The sequence below is a fragment of the Shewanella sp. K8 genome (assembly GCF_028823715.1).
Classification (GTDB): Bacteria; Pseudomonadota; Gammaproteobacteria; order Enterobacterales; family Shewanellaceae; genus Shewanella; species Shewanella algae.
In genome coordinates this window covers 1-17,469 of record NZ_JAPEHY010000025.1, presented here as the reverse complement: position 1 = coordinate 17,469, position 17,469 = coordinate 1, and the positions used below count along the sequence as shown (strand labels likewise).

Annotated in this window: 18 protein-coding genes and 1 tRNA gene; 7 read left to right on the top strand and 12 right to left on the bottom strand. The window is 53.7% G+C overall.

What is annotated here, in order from left to right; genetic code table 11:
- Positions 1 to 239: 239 nt before the first annotated feature.
- On the top strand, positions 240 to 497 hold the full coding sequence (locus ON072_RS14005) for a putative hemolysin (protein WP_025886927.1): 258 nt from the start codon (positions 240 to 242) through the stop codon (positions 495 to 497).
- A 25-nt stretch (positions 498 to 522) separates the two neighbouring features.
- Here ON072_RS14005 and ON072_RS14000 read toward each other — a convergent pair whose 3' ends face one another.
- Together ON072_RS14000 and trpS are read right to left on the bottom strand one after the other, a co-directional pair.
- A complete protein-coding gene (locus ON072_RS14000) occupies positions 523 to 1,095 on the bottom strand; it encodes an acyloxyacyl hydrolase (protein ID WP_261752927.1) in 573 nt (190 codons plus the stop codon).
- A 412-nt stretch (positions 1,096 to 1,507) separates the two neighbouring features.
- Positions 1,508 to 2,509 carry a tryptophan--tRNA ligase gene (gene trpS, locus ON072_RS13995; RefSeq protein WP_261752928.1) on the bottom strand — a complete coding sequence of 334 codons (1,002 nt, stop codon included), beginning with the start codon at positions 2,507 to 2,509 and terminating at the stop codon, positions 1,508 to 1,510.
- Positions 2,510 to 2,844: 335 nt separating this feature from the next.
- Here trpS and ON072_RS13990 point away from each other — a divergent pair, with 335 nt between their 5' ends.
- Complete coding sequence (locus ON072_RS13990) at positions 2,845 to 3,444, top strand: HupE/UreJ family protein (RefSeq protein ID WP_261752929.1); 600 nt, start codon at positions 2,845 to 2,847, stop codon at positions 3,442 to 3,444.
- Positions 3,445 to 3,518: 74 nt separating this feature from the next.
- On the opposite strand, the gene ON072_RS13985 is transcribed toward ON072_RS13990, so the two are convergent.
- The 6 genes from ON072_RS13985 to yjjX all read right to left on the bottom strand — a co-directional run bounded on the left by ON072_RS13985 (position 3,519) and on the right by yjjX (position 8,591).
- Positions 3,519 to 3,595, bottom strand: a tRNA-Pro gene (locus tag ON072_RS13985).
- A 112-nt stretch (positions 3,596 to 3,707) separates the two neighbouring features.
- The gene (locus ON072_RS13980; protein WP_025886931.1) at positions 3,708 to 4,157 is read right to left on the bottom strand and encodes a SufE family protein; all 450 of its coding nucleotides are present in this window, start codon (positions 4,155 to 4,157) and stop codon (positions 3,708 to 3,710) included.
- 3 nt (positions 4,158 to 4,160) lie between these two features.
- Positions 4,161 to 5,375 (bottom strand): aminotransferase class V-fold PLP-dependent enzyme, encoded by a 1,215-nt coding sequence (locus ON072_RS13975; RefSeq protein ID WP_096142349.1) that lies wholly within the window; start codon positions 5,373 to 5,375, stop codon positions 4,161 to 4,163.
- A 78-nt stretch (positions 5,376 to 5,453) separates the two neighbouring features.
- Positions 5,454 to 6,494 (bottom strand): NADP(H)-dependent aldo-keto reductase, encoded by a 1,041-nt coding sequence (locus tag ON072_RS13970; RefSeq protein WP_096142348.1) that lies wholly within the window; start codon positions 6,492 to 6,494, stop codon positions 5,454 to 5,456.
- A gap of 366 nt (positions 6,495 to 6,860) precedes the next feature.
- On the bottom strand, positions 6,861 to 7,862 hold the full coding sequence (locus tag ON072_RS13965) for a bifunctional helix-turn-helix transcriptional regulator/GNAT family N-acetyltransferase (protein WP_144379931.1): 1,002 nt from the start codon (positions 7,860 to 7,862) through the stop codon (positions 6,861 to 6,863).
- A gap of 192 nt (positions 7,863 to 8,054) precedes the next feature.
- Positions 8,055 to 8,591, bottom strand: coding sequence for an inosine/xanthosine triphosphatase (yjjX, locus tag ON072_RS13960; RefSeq protein ID WP_071238566.1), 537 nt, complete (start codon positions 8,589 to 8,591; stop codon positions 8,055 to 8,057).
- 233 nt (positions 8,592 to 8,824) lie between these two features.
- Here yjjX and ON072_RS13955 point away from each other — a divergent pair, with 233 nt between their 5' ends.
- Positions 8,825 to 11,386 carry an acylase gene (locus ON072_RS13955; protein ID WP_144379932.1) on the top strand — a complete coding sequence of 854 codons (2,562 nt, stop codon included), beginning with the start codon at positions 8,825 to 8,827 and terminating at the stop codon, positions 11,384 to 11,386.
- Between the two features lie 116 nt (positions 11,387 to 11,502).
- Here the strand turns inward: ON072_RS13955 and ON072_RS13950 are convergent, their stop codons facing one another.
- Positions 11,503 to 11,952 carry a GNAT family N-acetyltransferase gene (locus ON072_RS13950; RefSeq protein ID WP_028780194.1) on the bottom strand — a complete coding sequence of 150 codons (450 nt, stop codon included), beginning with the start codon at positions 11,950 to 11,952 and terminating at the stop codon, positions 11,503 to 11,505.
- Positions 11,953 to 12,254: 302 nt separating this feature from the next.
- On the opposite strand from ON072_RS13950, the gene ON072_RS13945 reads away from it, so the two are divergent.
- Positions 12,255 to 13,577 (top strand): dicarboxylate/amino acid:cation symporter, encoded by a 1,323-nt coding sequence (locus ON072_RS13945; RefSeq protein WP_107110214.1) that lies wholly within the window; start codon positions 12,255 to 12,257, stop codon positions 13,575 to 13,577.
- Positions 13,578 to 13,663: 86 nt separating this feature from the next.
- Here ON072_RS13945 and ON072_RS13940 read toward each other — a convergent pair whose 3' ends face one another.
- Positions 13,664 to 14,077 (bottom strand): META domain-containing protein, encoded by a 414-nt coding sequence (locus ON072_RS13940; protein WP_025886935.1) that lies wholly within the window; start codon positions 14,075 to 14,077, stop codon positions 13,664 to 13,666.
- Between the two features lie 94 nt (positions 14,078 to 14,171).
- Here ON072_RS13940 and ON072_RS13935 point away from each other — a divergent pair, with 94 nt between their 5' ends.
- Entirely contained in the window at positions 14,172 to 14,381 is a 210-nt protein-coding gene (locus ON072_RS13935; RefSeq protein ID WP_234520348.1) for a hypothetical protein, read from the top strand.
- 56 nt (positions 14,382 to 14,437) lie between these two features.
- On the opposite strand, the gene ON072_RS13930 is transcribed toward ON072_RS13935, so the two are convergent.
- Together ON072_RS13930 and ON072_RS13925 are read right to left on the bottom strand one after the other, a co-directional pair.
- Entirely contained in the window at positions 14,438 to 15,298 is an 861-nt protein-coding gene (locus ON072_RS13930) for a GGDEF domain-containing protein (protein ID WP_208155777.1), read from the bottom strand.
- 129 nt (positions 15,299 to 15,427) lie between these two features.
- Positions 15,428 to 16,375, bottom strand: a complete 948-nt coding sequence (locus ON072_RS13925; protein WP_028780191.1) for a deoxycytidine triphosphate deaminase — start codon at positions 16,373 to 16,375, stop codon at positions 15,428 to 15,430.
- 129 nt (positions 16,376 to 16,504) lie between these two features.
- On the opposite strand from ON072_RS13925, the gene ON072_RS13920 reads away from it, so the two are divergent.
- Both ON072_RS13920 and ON072_RS13915 read left to right on the top strand, forming a co-directional pair.
- Positions 16,505 to 17,041 (top strand): GNAT family N-acetyltransferase, encoded by a 537-nt coding sequence (locus tag ON072_RS13920; protein ID WP_144379933.1) that lies wholly within the window; start codon positions 16,505 to 16,507, stop codon positions 17,039 to 17,041.
- 26 nt (positions 17,042 to 17,067) lie between these two features.
- Positions 17,068 to 17,397: a hypothetical protein gene (locus ON072_RS13915; protein ID WP_025010014.1), complete on the top strand. Its 330-nt coding sequence runs from the start codon at positions 17,068 to 17,070 to the stop codon at positions 17,395 to 17,397.
- Positions 17,398 to 17,469 lie beyond the last annotated feature (72 nt).

Here is a 17,469-nt window from a genome sequence, read left to right as displayed (position 1 = left end):
GCTTTACTGTCAAACACCAAAAAACAAGCCTGATCAAATTGGAAAAATCACGATCTGCCTGGCAAAAATTGCTGCTTACTTTTAACAATATTCATAACTTTCAAATCATTAACTTGGATAAGTGACTCATTCGCTTGCAGACCTTGCTATCTCCTTGTAGCTTGGAGTTTGTTTGAGCTGATACTGGAAAGTCTGCGGCGGCAATTGAGCGCGCCCAAGGGACTGAGTAAGGAGCCAAGATGCGAGTATTAACTGTAATGACTGTGGGCACTCTGTTGCTGTTGGCGGGCTGCTCTGAAGAGGCGGCAAAAACCGAGTCCGAGAGTCTGAAAGATACTGTGGGAAGCCCTAATCCGGCAGCGGTATTTTGTGTCGAATCCGGCGGTAAGCTGGAGCTGGTTCAGGAACAAAAGGGCACTGTAGGCTATTGTCACCTGCCGGATGGCAGCATTGTGGAAGAGTGGACCTATTTTCGGGCCAATCATCCGGTAAATTGATTGGCCCGACTCCCTAAAAGGGGGGTTAGAAGCGGTAGCTGTAGGCCAGGTTGACAAAGTTGAGCCCTGGGTTGGGCTTGCTGAGGCCGGCATTGGAATAATGCAGGTAGGTGATGGAGACAGTCTGTTTGCGCTGACGGCCAAATTTGAAGGCAAAGCCCAATCTGTCTTCAAACTGATAGTGTGAGCCGACATCCTTACCGGCAAATTGGCTGTCATCCAAGAGGGCAAAGCCGATCCCGGCCTCGAGATAAAAGTCCAGCCATTGCCCCCTCATCAGCGGGTATCTCAATATGGGTGACATGGCCAGCACATGATTGACATCATGCTGGTTATCCTCGCCGTATTCCCAAAAGTTGATACTGGCTTCCAGGGTCAGTTCCAAATCTTCACTGATAGGTTTCAGGGTATCCAGATACAGCTGATAAGCCAGTTTGATACCGTTGGCCTGGCCTTCGCCATGGATATAGTTGATTGCCACGCCCTGTTCGGCGGCGTTGGCATCTCCCGGCAATAAACTGCCCGGCAATAAACTGCCCGGCAATATCAAGCTGAGCATGAGTGTAAGCAGGGGGAATAGTCTCTGTGAGTGTTTCATCTCGTTTCTGCCTCTCGAATCAATGTCGGCAGTTTAAATCCGTAAAATTAGAAAAAATATCGCAATAAAAGCGAGTTAATTTTCTAAAAAATGGAACTGTTAGTCTGTGCCAAGCCGAATGCAAACCAAACTGTATTTGCTGGTAAAAGCAAACCAAGTGGTCAGATTCAGCTGGTTCAAGCCAGTCGGATTTAATGCCTTAAGGGGTATTACAGAGGGAATATCGCTGTACTTGGTTATTTTAACCCTATAGTCATGCCAGGATTAGTCACTCAGACAGGGACAGTGTGTTGCATCTTGGCGGGCAATGCCGGCCGGTGAAAAATCCGACCGATTGCGCTGCGAGAGGCTCAGCCAAGGGGCGGGCTTATGGCCCCTTGGGCTGAGCTAGTACAGCTGAGTGACCCATTGGTTAGCGAAACAGATTAAGTCCCATGGCGGCTTTGACATCTTGCAGTACGGCATCACTGATGGCTCTGGCTTCTTCCGTGCCCCGCTGCAGTATCGCCAGCAGTTGCCCCTTGTCTGCCATAGCCTGACTGCGCCGTTCACGCATGGGCGCGAGTAACTCCTGCAGGCAGTCATTGAGTATCCGTTTGCACTTCATGTCCCCGAGGCCTCCTCGGCGATAATGGGCCTTGAGCTCGGCTACCAGCGCCTTGTCCGGGTGGAAAGCATCGAGATAACTGAACACCGTATTGCCCTCGACTCTGCCCGGATCTTCCACCCTCAGATGGTTGGGATCCGTATACATGGAAAACACCGCTTGCTTGAGTTCGTCACTGCTCATTCCCAGTTCTATGGTGTTGCCAAGGGATTTGGACATCTTGGCCTTGCCGTCGAGGCCTGGGAGGCGGCCTGTGTCACTGAGAATTGCCTGACACTCCTTGAGCACTTCAGCCCCCACCAGATTGTTGAAGCGACGGACGATTTCATTGCTTTGCTCCAGCATGGGCAACTGATCTTCACCCACAGGCACATGAGTGGCGCGAAAGGCGGTAATATCGGCGGTCTGACTGGCGGGGTAGACCAGAAAACCCGCCGGAAGGCTGCGCTCAAAGCCTTTTTGCTGGATCTCCGCCTTGACTGTGGGATTGCGCTCAAGCCGGGCAACCGTCACCAAGTTCAAGTAGATGCAGGTGAGTTCCGACAGCGCAGGTAGCGCGCTTTGCAGGCAAAAACGTGTCTTGGCCGGATCCAACCCGGCCGCCAGGTAGTCGGCCATGACTTCGAGAATATTGTCGGTCACCTTGGCCGGGTTATGGCCGTTGTCGGTCAAAGCCTGATAGTCGGCGATCATTACGTTCTGATCGAATTCGTCCTGAACCTGGACTCTTTGCCTGAGCGAACCGACATAGTGGCCGATATGCAGTTTGCCTGTGGGTCTGTCGCCTGTGAGTATGATCTGTTTCATCTTGTTCTCCTTGAGATTGCCGGAGCCATAAGACGTACAGATACACAAAGGCCGCCTTATGGCGGCCCGGAAGATATGATTTTACCTATGTTTAATCCTGACGCCGCCGGTTTGGGCTGCGCCACCAAGTCTGTTGCATGAGCAATGAGTCGATTGGGGAATACATAGGATTAATCAAAAATACATTTAAAGACCCAAGGATAGTAAGTCCTGAGTCTGTGTTATGCAAGTCAATTAAAGGTCGGTTTTTTGTCAGGAATTTGTGCCAGGTCAAGCATTTTTTTACCGTAAGGTATAAGGTTAAAGCGTAGTCACTCGGCAAGTGAGAGGTGCTTATGATGCGGTCCTTGTTTGCTGGCAGATCTTGGCTGTTCCTGGGTATTGGCGCCAGTCTGCTGTTTTCGCTGGGGGTTGTGGGACGCTTTCCCGAGCAGGTGATGCAACTCAACCCCCTGATGCTGGTAGCCAGTCTGCTGGTGGCCGTTGGCGTCGGTGTCTGGTCGGCGCAGCTTGGCGGTAAAGCCTTGTGGGCGGTGCCGCTCTCGTTTGTGCTGGTGATGTTAGCCGGTACCCTGATGGCACAAACCTCGGTGGCGCTTATCGTCAGCAAGTCCTTTGTTCTCCTGTCCATGTTTGTGCTCGGCATGTTGATTGCCGGCAATATCTGTTTTGCTACCCATGTCGCCGCGGCCATGGTCGCCATGTTGGCATTCGCCCATGGCTATACCCTGGGCAGTGCCAATCTGGGTGTGGCCGACTGGACCCTCAGTGGTTCCAATTTGTTTTTGGGCTATCTGGTGGGAATAGGCGCAACGGTATTGATCCTCAGCATGGTGGGGGAGGTAACCTGTAAAGTGTTGGCCAAGAAGCAGCTGCAATACGTGCTCGGCACTTGCTTGTTGCTGGCCGGCTTGATGATGGTTGTGGCAGTGTGACGGAGCAGAAACAACAAGGGCAAGTTCGATGAACCTGCCCTTGAGTTTTTATGCCGCTTGGATAGCGGTTTGATTGGTCGGAGCGACAAGATTCGAACTTGCGACCCCTGCCTCCCGAAGACAGCGCTCTACCGGGCTGAGCTACGCTCCGACTCTGGAACCAGATGGTAAGGGAAGCTTAATTGGAAAAATGCCGACCAGGCCGCAAAATTATTCTCCGATGTGAGCTTGATAGTTGAAGCGCTGAAAAAAGCAGCATGGCATTACCCTCGGCTGAGCTCGATGATTCTGCTTATCAGGGCATAGAGGCCGTTGCTGCGGGATGGGCTCAGTTGCCCCTCCAAACCCAGTTGTTTGAGATAAGCCTTGGGCTCAAATTGCGCCAGGGTTTGGCTGTCGCTGTTATTCACCGCATGCAGCAACAAGGCGATCAGCCCCTTGACGATGCGGGCCTCGCTGTCGGCAATAAACAGATGCTTACCATCGACTTGGCAGTGGTAGAGCCAAGCGGCGCTTTCACAGCCGCGTACCCGGGCGGCTTCTGTTTGCAATTCGGGTGGCAGGGCCGGCAACAGCTTAGCGCCTTGCATCAACTGGCGGTATCTGTCCTGCCAATTATTGGCCGAGGAGACGGCTTCAAATAAGTCGGCCAGGGGCGCCTGGGTTTGCTTGGCAAATTGAATAAAGTCGGCAGCAGTGAGTGTTTCTGTCATGGTTCAATATCCCAGTAGCTCGGCGCTTGCCCTCAGGGCATCGAGAAAACGTTTGATATCTTGCTCATCAGTGTAGATCCCCACAGAGGCCCGGCAGCAGCCCTTGATACCCATCAGCGACATCAGTGGCATGGCACAATGATGGCCGCAGCGTACCGCTATGCCTTGTTGATCCAGCAGTATGCCTACATCCTGGTGATGCTCACCCCTGAGGTTAAAGGCCACGGCGCCCAGATTATCCCCGTGGGCGCCGTAAAGTTCGACCCCGGCAATGGCGGATAACCCCTGTTGCAGCTTGTTCAGCAGTTTTTGTTCGGCAAGTGCCAGGGCTTGTCTGTCCTGCTGTTCGAGAAAGGTAACGGCCTCTCCCAGACCTATGACCTCGGCTATCGGCGGGGTGCCGGCTTCGAGGCGGTTGGGCAAGTCGCCAAATGTACTGCCTTGGAAACTGACGGTTTTTATCATCTCACCGCCGGTCAGCAGTGGCTCCAAGGTGTCGAGCAATTCATAGCGGCCCCAGAGTACGCCTATGCCGCTGGGGCCATACATCTTGTGGCCGGAAAAAGCATAAAAGTCGCACCCCAGTTGCTGCATATCCAACTGCAGATGGGCGACGGCCTGGGCACCATCCACCACACTGATGGCGCCGGCGGCGCGAATATCCTGACACAAGGCTTGTATGTCATTGACCGTACCCAATACATTGGAAATATGGCTGAGGGCCACCAATTTGGGCTTTTGCTGGAGCAGCAGACTAAAGGCCGCCTTATCGAGGCGCAGATCTTTATCCAGCGGAATGGGTTCCAGCCTGGCACCACTGCGTTTGACCAGTTGTTGCCAGGGCAGCAGATTGGCGTGATGAGCGCAGCTGTCGACCAGAATGAGGTCATCCTTGCCAAAGCGCTTGCCAAGGCCCCAGGCCAGCAGGTTGATGGCTTCGGTGGTGCCGTGGGTGAAGATGATCTCTTCCCGCCGGGCGGCATGGATAAATTGTTGCAAGGCATCACGCACAGCTTCGTAGGCCTGGGTTGCCCGGGCGGAAAGCTGATGGGCCGCTCTGTGCACATTGGCGCAATCTTCACGGTAAAAATGCGCCATCGCTTCCAGCACCCGCCGGGGTTTTTGGCTGGTGGCGGCCGTGTCGAGATAGACCAGGGGATAATCCCCCAACATCTGGGTGAGCGCGGGAAACTGGGCGCGCAACTGTGGAGTGCTCATTGCTGTGGATCTTCAATCAAAAGGGCGCACAGATCTTTATGGATTTGTGCGCCCAATGCAAGGCGAAATATCTAGCCCTTAAGGACAGGGCAGGCGAAAGCGGCTCGATAGCGAGTTGAGTTCACCGAGCAGTTCATCACTCAGCTTAAGCTGCGAGGCGGCAATGTTCTCCTTTAACTGCTCCAGATTGGTGGCGCCTATGATATTGCTGCCCACAAAGGGACGGGAGTTGACGAATGCCAGTGCCATCTGTGCCGGGCTCAGGTGGAATTTTTGGGCCAGCTTGACGTAGGCCTCGGTGGCCTCAAGCGCCAACTCGGTGCCGGTATAGCGGGCGAAGCGCTTGAACAGGGTCAACCTGGCGCCTTCTGGCCATTGGCCATTTAAGTACTTGCCTGTGAGGGTACCGAAGGCCAATGGCGAGTAGGCCAGCAGCGGTAACTCTTCGCGGTGGCTTATTTCACTCATGCCCACTTCAAAGCTGCGATTCAGCAGGTTATAGGGGTTCTGCACGCTGACAATCCGCGGCAGGCCGTGTTTCTCAGCCAGTTGCAGGTATTTCATCAGGCCCCATGGGGTTTCGTTGGAGACCCCGATATAGCGCACCTTGCCGGCGCGGATCACTTCGCTCAAGGCTTCTAGGGTATCCAGGATGGGGGTCATCGACTCCTGCTCCTGCTGCTCATAGAAGAGTTCGCCGAAGAAGTTACAGTTTCTGTGGGGCCAGTGGATTTGGTAGAGATCGATACAGTCTACGCCCAGGCGCTGCAATGATGCATCCACCGCCAGCTGGATATTGCGCCAGTCCAGTGCCATCTTGCTGCGGATATAGTCACTCTTGCCGCCGGGAGCCGCCACCTTGGTGGCAATCACCAGGTTATCTCTGTTGCCTCGGGCCTTGAGATAGGCGCCAAGGATGCGTTCGGTCTCACCCTGAGTCTCGGGTTTGGGCGGCACCGGATACATCTCGGCAGTGTCGATAAAGTTAATCCCTTCGGCTAGGGCCATATCCAACTGGGCGAAGGCGTCGGCCTGGCTGTTTTGCTCGCCCCAGGTCATGGTGCCGAGGCACAGTTTGCTCACTTCCAGAGTGGAGTGGGGGATACGTCTGTATTCCATTGAAAGCTCCCGCTAATTTCCTTATCTGCAAGCTAACAAGTGACAGAGGTTGATTGTCAATAAATAAAACCGTTTTCGTGTCACTTTTGTTGTTTTTCAGTTTGTTGAGCGGGAAGTGCAGGAATGGGAAGTATGGTTTGGATTTCAATCTGTTGCATAACGCCATTGCTGACGAATCAATCAAGGGAGAGGTGGTAATTGAGGACTTTGGGCAGGCGAACAGATTGCCAAAGTCACACTCCGGGAATAGCTGCAGCAATCACAGCGGCATTGCATCTATTGTGTTGGTGCGCTTTTTCAGCGAGGGCCGTAGCTGCCACCAGAGCCTCCGGTGGCAGCGGCTTGCTTGGTTAGAGGCTTGCTCGGCTAGAGTGTCAGCAACATGGGAATTTCACAGGCGCTGTGGCCGGTATTGCCAAGGGGCTTGGGCAGGACGGTAAAGCCCAGACTGGCATAGAGGCCGAGCGCTTCCGGCAACAGTTTAGTGGTTTCCAGATAGCAGGCCTTATATCCCTGCTCGCGGGCAAAGCTGAGGCATTGCAGTGCCAAACGGCGGGAGAGCCCCAGGCCTCGCAGTGCGGGCATAAAGTACATCTTCTGCAACTCACATACGCCCTTTTCGCCGGGCAAGGGTGCTATGCCGGCACCGCCAAGCAGTTGCTGCTGTTTTTCAATTACCCAATACCGGCTGCCTGGCTGGCCATATTGGCGACTCAGGTGATCCAGGGTCGGGTCGGCCACACTGTAACCCTTATCGGGAGTCAGGCCATATTCGGCCGATACAGCACGTATCACGGCGGCCAGCCCGGCATCGTCTGCCGCCTGAAGTGGCCTGATTACCACCCCCTGTTGGCTCTTGGCTTTGGTAATCGCCTTGTTGTAGCAGCGCAGGCTGGCTTCCAGCTGGGTCACTTCACTCGGTGCCAACTGGGCAAGAATGTCAGCAAATTGATTATCCTGCTGGTTATCCAGCTGTTTCAACATCTTATGCCCGGCCGGAGTCAGACTGACCTGCAGACAACGATTGTCTCTGGGATTGGCCTTGGTTTGGGCCAGTTGTTTCTTGACCAGATGACTGACGGCACGACTGGCATTGGATTTATCGATATTGAGCAGGCTACTCAGTTCTTTAATGCTGAGATCTTGCTGTCCCAGCTCCAGTAGTGTGTGTGCCTGCACAGGTGTCAGCGGCAGTTGCCCGCAGGCACCGGACAACATACCCAGCTGCCGTACCAGATGACGAGACAGGTGTCTGAGCACAGGGCTGACCTGGGCCAGTTCATCCTGAGATGCTTCCTGGCGATTGCCCGGCTCTTTAACATCAGGCTTGGATGAGCCCGAATTTAGCGGTTTTGTACTGAGGGACATCTAAGGGGATACCTCGCAAAAAGATAAAATGGTTGCGATAAGCAACTAATTCTGAATTCAAGTTAGCTCAGTCTGTATCTATTTGCAACAGCTGGGTTTGGTAATTGTCCCGCATTTACACAGGTCGCTTGGGAAAGATTGAGGTGGGGCGGTCAACAACACCGCCGTTATTAATAACAGCGGTGACTGGTATCAGTAAAGCTCCGGGTAACGCAGTGGCGCCGATGCGAGCAGCAAGGCCGAGTGATAAATACTCTCGCGAGTAGCATGCCCCTGGGTCAAGAGCCCTATGGCGCCACCTGCCTGTTTGACATTGACAGTATTGAACAGCGAATCCATCACATCCCCCAGTTCTTCACCGGCCTTGAGCGCGGCATAAACCTTGGGCGGCAGGGGCAGGTGAGCACTGCGGCCGACGCAGAGGCGTTTTTTGGTGGCTATGACGACATAGGCAAAGGTGGCCGGCCCCTGGGGAAAATTATCCACCCCACCTTCCATTGCCAGATAGTAATCGGCATCTGCATTCGCCTTGCACCATTCCACCCTGTTGATGGCTCCCTGGCGGGTATCGGCATCTGTCATGGGTTGCTCCGCCACACCGGATGGCGCCTTCATGGCTTGGCAGTGGATTTCGGCGTCGGGATGCAGGGCGCGAACCGCATTCTCTGCGGCTTTGAGTTTTACCGGGTTGGTAGAACCCACCACTATCTGTAACTGTTTTTGTTTCATGTTTGTTTATTTGATGGATCTTTAATGTGGACGACCGTTTAAATCATTGTTTAAATGGTCGGAGGTGCGACCTTGAGTTGGGCGTCATTGTGACGTGCCATAAATCACAACGCAAGATGCACCGAGGGACACGACATAAGCGCCACGACAGACCCGTATGGCTTTTGGGGAGTTGTATTGTTCAAGGGGCTGGGCCTTGTCGGATAAATGGCATTAAAAAAGAGATAATTATAATGAAATTCAACAAACTCATGTACGCCATGGGGCTGGCAGGCACCCTGGCACTCGTTGGCTGTTCGGATGACGACAATGATCAGAACCCGCCTCCGGTCGACAACACACTGCAGGCATTTGCACCGGACGGCAAGCTCTCGGTCAGCGTTCGGCGCACCAGTTTCGGTGTACCTCACATTCAAGCCGACAATTTGGAAAGCCTGGGATTCGGTAACGGCTATGTGCAGGCTCAGGACAATCTGTGCATCCTGGCCGATGGCTTTGTTAAGGCCAACTCAGAGCGTTCCATGTATTTCGGCCCCCATGCCAGCCTGGACTTCACCACAGGGATCCCGGTCCGGGAAGACAATGGCAACCTGATCTCCGACTTCGCCTACAAGGCGCTCAAGGTCAGAGCTCAGGCCGAGGCCAAATGGCCTGAATTCAGCGAAAACTCCCGGGCACTGATCAGCGGGTTTGTCGCCGGCTACAACCGGTATTTGAGCGATGTGGCCGAAGGCAAGCAACAGGCCGAGCCCTTCTGTGCCGGGCAGCCCTGGGTCAAGCCTATTGAAGCTGAAGATGTGGTGACCTACCTGTTTTCAATTGCCCTGTTACCGGGGGCGGCCAACTTCCTGGATCTGATCTTTTACGCCAATCCGGGTGATGGTGATGAATATTTGCCGCGAATAGTCGGCCCGGCTCCTGCCTCTGCCGCCCAGACCGCTTTTGTCAATGACATCAACAGCAAGCTGATTGCCAGAGCCGCCAATATTTTAACCCCGGAGACCAACCCGGGTGAACTGGGCTCCAACGGCTGGGGCCTTGGCAAAGACAAGACGGAAAACGGCAAGGGTATGGTGCTGGGGAACCCGCACTTCCCGCATACGGGTAACCTGAGGTTCTGGCAGTCCCATGCCACCATTCCCGGACACCTGGATGTGATGGGCGGCTCTCTGGTCGGCATGCCGGGCCCAATCAATATTGGTTTCAACAAAGATCTCGCCTGGACCCATACTTTCTCCACCGCCGAACATTTTGTGGTCTATAACCTGGAGCTGGTTTCCGGCGACCGAATGCAGTATCTGTTTGACGGTGAGCCTATGCCTATCAGCAAGGAAACCGTGCAGGTGCTGGTCAATGCCGGTCCGGCGGGTATGCTGGTAGCCGAAAAAGATATCTATACCACTCCCAAGGGACCTATAGTCGAAGCGCCTGCCACCCAGGCACCTTTTGGCTGGGATGATGGCCAGGCCTTTATGTTGCAGGATGCCAACATGGCGACCATGGATCCCGTGGATCACTGGCTGGCGATGAACATGGCCACCAACAAACAGGAGTTTGTGCAGGCATTTAAAGACTATGACGGCATGATCTTCAATAACACCATGTATGCCGACAGGGAAGGTAACGCCTTCTATATCGATGACTCTACCGTGCCGGGATTATCCGAGGCGGCTGTGGTATTGCTGAAGACTTCCCCTGAGATCAAGGCGGCCAAGGCGCAGGCGGGCTTTACCATATTGCCGGGCAATACCTCACTGTTCGCTTTCGATGGCCCCACGCCTTTCGAGCGGGCGCCCAAGTTGGAACGCACAGACTTTGTGCAAAACTCCAATAACTCCTTCTGGTCTACCAACCCGGCCGAGCCGCTGGAGTATTTCTCCCCCATGTACGGCCCGGAGCGTGGCCAACTGAGTATGAGAACCCGCATGGGGCTCAAGCTGCTTGGTGATGCCGCCGGTAGTGATAGCAAGTTCAACCTGGATGAACTGGAGGCGGCAGTGCTCAACAACCGCAGCTATCTGGCCGAAATGGTTTTGGATGATCTGATTGCCCAGTGTGAGGCCAAGGGCAGTGAACCTGTAATGGTCGGTACCTTTGCCAAGGATATCAGCGCTGCCTGCGCGGCGCTCAAGGCCTGGAATGGTCATCAGGACAACGACAGTAAAGGTGGCGCCTTGCTTCGGGAATTCGCCCACCTGTTCAATGACAAAACCATGTTGACCCAAGGCTTTGATTATTTGCAGCCGGCGACCACTCCCACAGGACTGAGTTCTGACGGTTCGGCGCTCATCGCGCTGGCACATGCCGCGCTCAACCTGGAAGCGGCCGGTTTTGCCGTCGATGCGCCCCTTGGCAGTGTGCAGTTTGTCGAGCGTTCATTGCCGGATGGCAGTGCCAGTGGCGTGCGTTTGCCCTGGCCCGGCAGTCATCATGCCGAGGGTGGTTTCAACGTATTTTCCACCAAGACCAGTGGTGACGACACGCTTATCCCGCAGCACTCTTACGCTCCGGCAACCGATATTCTGAGCGGCAAAGCGCTGGATTCCGGTCTGAGCGCCAAGGGCTATCAGGTTCGTTATGGCTCCAGCTGGATGATGGCGGTGAGCTTTGCCGATGAGGGCCCGGAGGCGAGAGGGATACTGACCTACTCAGAGACCAGCAATATTCTGCGTCCCGAGTTTGCCGATCAGACCGCGCTCTACTCCAGTGAGAAACGTTTCCGTCCCTTGCTGTTCAAAGAAGCGGATATTGATGCGGCAACCGTATCCAAGATGGAACTGACGCTCGAGCGTTAAGCGCTATTCTTTCAGCTTCAATGCCGATCATCTCGATGAGCGGCATTTTTTTACTTGTGGTTGCCAACTCAGTCAAAGTGGCCTGGTTAACGTGACAACCTATATTTGCGCTGAACTTAGGCAGGCTTTTCCTCGTACATGAGGTAGTGGCTCTGACTCATGCCCAGTGATTGGTAAGCTTGTTGGGCTCGGGTGTTTTCCTGCTCCACATAGAGCCTGAAGCTGGCTGCCCCACCTTGCTTTTCGGCCAGCGTCTTGACTTCCTGATACAGGGCGCGATAGATGCCTTTTTGTCTGTGCTCCGGCTTGATATAGACGCTCTGGATCCAGTAGTAGTCTGCGGCGCGCCAGTCACTCCACTCGAAGGTAACCATCAAGGAACCTGCGATTTCACCTTCGATTTCTGCTACCAGATAAAAACCTTTGGCGGGATTTTCCAGCAGGGTGCTGACGCCCCTGCTCAGGGTGTCACTGTCCAGTGCCAATCCTTCTGTTTCCTGAGCCATCGCCTGGTTGAAAGCCACCAGGGCCTCGGTGTCTTTTGGGGTACCTTTTCTTATTAGCATAGTTATTCCTTTGAGTTCTGTTTGCTTGCATGCTCGTAGGGGCGGGCACAATTTATCAGCAGTTCTATGTTGGTGCAAAGGGGGACTGGATTAAAAGTCGTCATTTCCGGTTTTACCTGGATTACCCTGGCTCGGCTCAAGATAACGGCTCAAGGTAACTCAAACCTGCAACCGGGCAGCGTGATACAGATCATCCTTGCTGCAGGCGAGCTGTGCTAAACTCGCGCACCGGCCTTGATGTCTGATCTCGGCCATCCGCCAAGGATATGGCCCCTCTCTTTTTCAAATATCAAGGTTTACACATGTCAAAACACCAACCTTCACTTGTCGGCCGTCTATGGTCACGCTGGTCGGGGCTGCCGCTGTGGCTGAAAATACTGATAGGTATGGTTCTGGGGATGAGTACCGGACTGATACTGGGTAAAGATGCCATCTATCTCAAGCCCATAGGGACTCTGTTCGTCAACACCATCAAGATGCTGATAGTGCCATTGGTGTTCTGCTCGCTGATAGTGGGTGTGACCTCAATGCAGGATACCGCCAAGATGGGGCGGATAGGCTTCAAATCTTTTGCCTTCTATCTGGGGACCACTTCCATTGCCATCAGCCTGGGGTTGATAGTCGGTTCTGTCATACGTCCGGGCTCAGGGCTGAATATGACCCCTGAGGTCGGTACCGAAAAGGCTGCCCAGGCGCCTTCTGTAATGGAAACCCTGATCAACATAGTGCCCACCAACCCGGTATCGGCTCTGGCCGAAGGGCAGATACTGCAGGTGATAGTATTCGCCGTGGCACTGGGGATAGCCCTGGTGTTGATTGGTGAGCATGGCAGGCCAGCGATTCGTGTATTCGAGAGCCTGGCGGAAGCCATGTACAAGCTGACCGATATGGTAATGAGTCTGGCGCCCTATGGGGTGTTTGGCTTGATGGCCTGGGTGGCCGGTGAGTACGGCATGGAGATGCTGCTGCCGCTCATTAAAGTGATTGTTGCCGTTTATATCGGTTGTTTCCTGCATATTGTCGGCTTCTACAGCCTGGTATTGAGTGTGTTTGCCCGCCTCAATCCACTGCAGTTCTTCAAGGGGATCAGCAATGCCATGGCGGTCGCCTTCACCACATCCAGCTCGGCGGGCAGTCTGCCTGCCAGTATGAAGTGTGCCAGCGAATACCTGGGAGTGAACAAGAAGATTTCCAGCTTTGTGCTACCGCTGGGCACCACAATCAACATGGATGGTACCGCCCTCTATCAAGGGGTGACCGCGCTGTTTGTGGCACAAGCCTTTGGCATAGACCTTACCTGGGTGGATTACATCACCATTATTCTGACCGCGACCTTGGCTTCCATAGGTACTGCGGGTGTGCCCGGTGCCGGCTTGGTGATGCTGACGCTGGTGCTGACCACTGTAGGCTTGCCGCTGGAAGGGGTGGCGATTATTGCCGGTATCGACCGTATTCTGGATATGGCCCGAACTGTCGTGAATGTGTCCGGCGACTTGGTGGCAACCACTGTGATTGCCAAGTCGGAAAATGAGCTGGATATAGAGCACTATAACGCCGATATGCAGCAGAGTGCTCTGATAGCCGAGCAGAATGCCGTCAGCGCTGCAGAGGAAGGTCGCAGCTGAATTTTGCAATATGAGCGCGACTGAGAGTGTGTTGCAGTCATAAAAAAACCGCCGGAGGGCGGTTTTTTTATGACTTGAGGCAGAACTCAGAGGCTGCTGAGTTGCAGTAACACCTTGCCGTCATCGCTTTTGAGCAAGAGTTTGCCATTGCTGACTTCACCTTGGGTTACCTGAGGCAAAGCTTGCATCACCAATTGCTCCTGGGCCATCAGGGCATCGACACAGGCTTTCATTGTGCTGCCGGCCGGGGAGAGTTTCAGCTTCTGACCTTCCTGGGAATAGGTTCCGAAGAAGTTATTGCAGCTATTGTTGCCGGACAGTTTGCCGTCATTGGTAAAAACCAATTGGGCAGGGCTGTAATCTATAGTGGGTTGTCCCATAATGCTTTCTACATGCCAGCTGCCTTCCAGTGGCAGATACTGACCTTGGGTATCCGGGGTGGTTTGGCATGCAGCCAGACCAAATAGCAGCGCAGCGGCTACGAAGGTTTTCTTAATCATGGTCATTTTTCCATTAGTCTATTAAGCCTCTATAGTGTGACAAGAATAGCGCGGATTAAAAAGGGGGAGAAGGGTGATATCCAGGGCTAACTCAGTGATAGGCCTTCTGAAATTGTTACATTGGATAGGTGTGTTAATGCTGCTTGGCGGCATTGGGCTTTACATGTTGACCGATATGGCACTTGAGGTCAGCGGAATGTTGACCATTGCCTCACTGATAGGCTTGGGGTTGGTATTCATGTCCCCTTATCCTGTGGTTATTTTTATCCAATGGGCCAAGGCTCAGGATCAAAAACCGCAATAATCGCCCAAGTTCGCAGCTTGGTTTACTCAACATAAGCGGCTTATCCCGGATTGGCGTTAAGTTTTATATTGCAGCAGATCTTGCTCTGCTTGTTCCAACATGGGTGAGAGTTCGAAGTGGGAGTCCGGTGCAAAGAAGCTTTGCCCCACCAATAACTGCAGGCCACAATCACTGCGGCTGACCTGCTTTTTCAGGCGACTGGCGAGGATATCCAGGTGCGCCTGGCTGTCCACAAATGCCAGAATAATGAACTGGTTGTGATTCAATCTGGCACAGATGTCGGCTTCGCGCATGTTCTCCAGTATCACCCGTGCCAGCATTTTCAGGGATTGATCCTGCTGCAGTCCGCCAATGCGGTTTGAATCCAGCTCCTTGCCTTCCAGCAGCATAAGCCCGGCATGGGAGCCCAAACGGCGACTGAGGCTCAGTTGCCTCGGCGCCAACAGATTAAAGCCTCTGGGGTTGAGCATACAGGTGAGTTCATCCTGCAGAGATAGAGACTCCAGCTGCTCCATCAGTTGCAACTGTCCAAGCTCGGCCTTGAGCAGCGCCAGCATAGGCTCGAGCAAAGACTGCAACTGCTCTAATGCCACCTTGGGTTTGCCATTGAGGATCAGTAATTCGCCAAACAGCTTGCCATCGGACCAATGAAGTGGGTACTTGATGGTCTCCGCCGGGTTAGCTGCAAAGTGTTGCAGCAGGGAGGCGATACCTTCAAATTCAGTTGGGATTTCAGCCGCCGGGCTGTGGCTCAGGACCTGCAGCTTGGTATCTGGCATATGTTGCAGTAACAGCACAGTTTGGGCGTGAAACATCTCTCTGACAGTAACCAAGCGACTCTGCCAATGGTCGAGCTGCAAAGGGTCGTTGGGATGGTCTCTTAAGCTGCTGGTTCTTTCCGTCAGTTGCGCATGCATATAGTTATAGTATTTGTGATGGCAAGGATTGCCTCAGAATACCCAACTGCGTGCGTTAATAAAATGAAAAAATTCGGTTATTGGATTTGGGTCTTTTTAACGTCTCTTCTGTGCTTTGAATCAAGGGGCTCATGCTTCTTTCTTTTGCTGTTTGGATGACTTGAGTCCCGCCCTGGCACTTTCCAGCATAGGCGCCAGCTTGGCGGCAGAGTCAGGGCTGAAAAAGCAACTGCTGGAGTCCAGTTGTAATGGGGCCGAAAACTGGCTCATCTGCCGTTCAAGGCGTTTGATGATATGCTCCAGATCCCGCTCCAGATCGACAAACACCAGCAGGACATATTGGCTGTCGTTATAGTGGGCAGCGATATCTGCGGTTCTTATGGTATTGAGGATCAGGTTGCCGAGTTCTCTATGGTGACGTGCCAGCGTTTCGGCATCCATATTCATCCCGGGTATCAACTCGAAAAAAATAATGCCTGAATGAGCACCGAAGCGGCGGCCGAGATTGAGCTGCCTGGGTGCCATCATGATAAAGCCGTAGTGGTTGAGCATGCCGGTTTCCCGGTCGCGCATGGACAGCGACTCAATTCTGTGACTCTGGCATAAGAGCGCCAAGTCTTGCTGCAGCAGAATTTGGAACGGCTCCAGCATATAAGGGCTTATGTGTTGTTGTTCGTTGGCATGGGCATTGATGACACACAGGCAACCGAATACCGAGCCGTCGGGCCAGAGCACTGGCCGGGATAGAATCCCCAGGACATTGCTGAACTCTTTTGGGTTGTCATCATTGGTGGAACGGGTGAGATCCAGATTAACGCCCTCGGGTGGGCTATCGACCATACGCTGGAATACACTTTCATCGGCAGAGAATACCTTGCCGGGCGGGAACCTGTGGCTGGCATCGGCGGCGCTGACAATGACTTCGAATCCCTGATCTGTCTTTTGCAGCACAAAGACTTTGTCGGCCTGGTAGTAACGTTTCATTAGCTCACATTGATGCATCCAGCGAATAAGGTTGAGTCTGTGGCTTTCATTTTCCAATAGGCTCTTGCCTGGGTCTATGGTATCCGGGAGCATATCTCTTCCTGAGTCGAGTGGCTTAAGTTCAACTTTAAGTGTGGAAGCAGTATGGGAATTTCGCAAATCGAGTGCGGCTGCAACAGGCTTTGGCTATAATGCGGCTTCTTTTATTGCTGAGCCTTTTTGATGCCAGAAACCATGCAATACCGCCAGGCTGAGGCGGCCGATGTTGAGACGATTGCCAGCCTGGAGCAGCGCTTCGGCCAAGACGAATTGAGTGCCAGAGAGCGTACACGGGGCATGCAAGGGCAGGGCTTTTCGGCCAAGGAGCTTGAACCTCTGGTGGCCGCCGGTCATGTGTGGCTGGCGTTGGACGCGACTAAGGTAGTCGGTTATCTGATAACCGGCAGTTGGGATAAACTCAAGCATTCGCCTTTATGTCAGGCCCTCAGTCGGCAACTGGCCCAGAATCGCTTTGACCTGGGGCTGAACTGGCAGCAGACTCTGCATTACGGCCCGGTTTGGGTGCATCCTGATTATCGTGGCAAGGGCGTGTTTGATGAGCTTTACGGCGCCGCCAGAGCCAACATCAGTGCGCCTTGGCTGGCACTGATCGCCGAGGACAACGAGGCGTCTATACGTGCCCATAGCAGGGATGGCCGCATGCACACCCTGGACTTTGTCACCCTTTGCGGCAGGGATTTTTATCTGCTGCTGGGCTAACAGCCGCTTTGACGCGGGAGAGCAAGATGCAAAACACGCCAGAAACCCTACTGCAAGCCTGTGAGTCGCTAAGGTTATCTGCCTGGGATAATGTCAGATACCTGGTGTCTGTTTTGGCGCTGCAGGGCGAACAGGCAAAGGCCTTTGAAGCCCAAATCGATGGCAAGCCGCATTATCTGCTGCAAGCCTTGGGCGTCTGTTTCGACTGTGGGCGCAGCAACAGTTATCAGGTGCAGATCCGTCTGTTGACCGATACCGAATTCACTCCAATGAAAGTGTTGGATATCACGCCGCTATCGGCCGAGCAGTTGGGTTACCTCTGTATGGAAACGGCCCATTTCGATCACTGCTACTGAGTGTCAGTTCGACAGATGTAAAAAATCCACCTGCATAGCAGGTGGCTTTGAACAGCCCCCTAGAAGGGGGCT

Excerpts from the sequence above, each read along its gene's own strand:
- ON072_RS13925 (WP_028780191.1), bottom strand. The coding sequence starts at position 16,375 with ATGCTCCCGGATACCATAGACCCAGGCAAGAGCCTATTGGAAAATGAA.
- ON072_RS13945 (WP_107110214.1), top strand. The coding sequence starts at position 12,255 with ATGTCAAAACACCAACCTTCACTTGTCGGCCGTCTATGGTCACGCTGG.
- ON072_RS13970 (WP_096142348.1), bottom strand. The coding sequence starts at position 6,494 with ATGGAATACAGACGTATCCCCCACTCCACTCTGGAAGTGAGCAAACTG.
- ON072_RS13965 (WP_144379931.1), bottom strand. The coding sequence starts at position 7,862 with ATGTCCCTCAGTACAAAACCGCTAAATTCGGGCTCATCCAAGCCTGAT.
- ON072_RS13975 (WP_096142349.1), bottom strand. The coding sequence starts at position 5,375 with ATGAGCACTCCACAGTTGCGCGCCCAGTTTCCCGCGCTCACCCAGATG.
- ON072_RS14000 (WP_261752927.1), bottom strand. The coding sequence starts at position 1,095 with ATGAAACACTCACAGAGACTATTCCCCCTGCTTACACTCATGCTCAGC.
- ON072_RS13950 (WP_028780194.1), bottom strand. The coding sequence starts at position 11,952 with ATGCTAATAAGAAAAGGTACCCCAAAAGACACCGAGGCCCTGGTGGCT.
- ON072_RS13915 (WP_025010014.1), top strand. The coding sequence starts at position 17,068 with ATGCAAAACACGCCAGAAACCCTACTGCAAGCCTGTGAGTCGCTAAGG.
- ON072_RS13930 (WP_208155777.1), bottom strand. The coding sequence starts at position 15,298 with ATGCATGCGCAACTGACGGAAAGAACCAGCAGCTTAAGAGACCATCCC.
- ON072_RS13980 (WP_025886931.1), bottom strand. The coding sequence starts at position 4,157 with ATGACAGAAACACTCACTGCTGCCGACTTTATTCAATTTGCCAAGCAA.
- yjjX (WP_071238566.1), bottom strand. The coding sequence starts at position 8,591 with ATGAAACAAAAACAGTTACAGATAGTGGTGGGTTCTACCAACCCGGTA.
- trpS (WP_261752928.1), bottom strand. The coding sequence starts at position 2,509 with ATGAAACAGATCATACTCACAGGCGACAGACCCACAGGCAAACTGCAT.
- ON072_RS13920 (WP_144379933.1), top strand. The coding sequence starts at position 16,505 with ATGCCAGAAACCATGCAATACCGCCAGGCTGAGGCGGCCGATGTTGAG.
- ON072_RS14005 (WP_025886927.1), top strand. The coding sequence starts at position 240 with ATGCGAGTATTAACTGTAATGACTGTGGGCACTCTGTTGCTGTTGGCG.
- ON072_RS13955 (WP_144379932.1), top strand. The coding sequence starts at position 8,825 with ATGAAATTCAACAAACTCATGTACGCCATGGGGCTGGCAGGCACCCTG.
- ON072_RS13940 (WP_025886935.1), bottom strand. The coding sequence starts at position 14,077 with ATGATTAAGAAAACCTTCGTAGCCGCTGCGCTGCTATTTGGTCTGGCT.
- ON072_RS13990 (WP_261752929.1), top strand. The coding sequence starts at position 2,845 with ATGATGCGGTCCTTGTTTGCTGGCAGATCTTGGCTGTTCCTGGGTATT.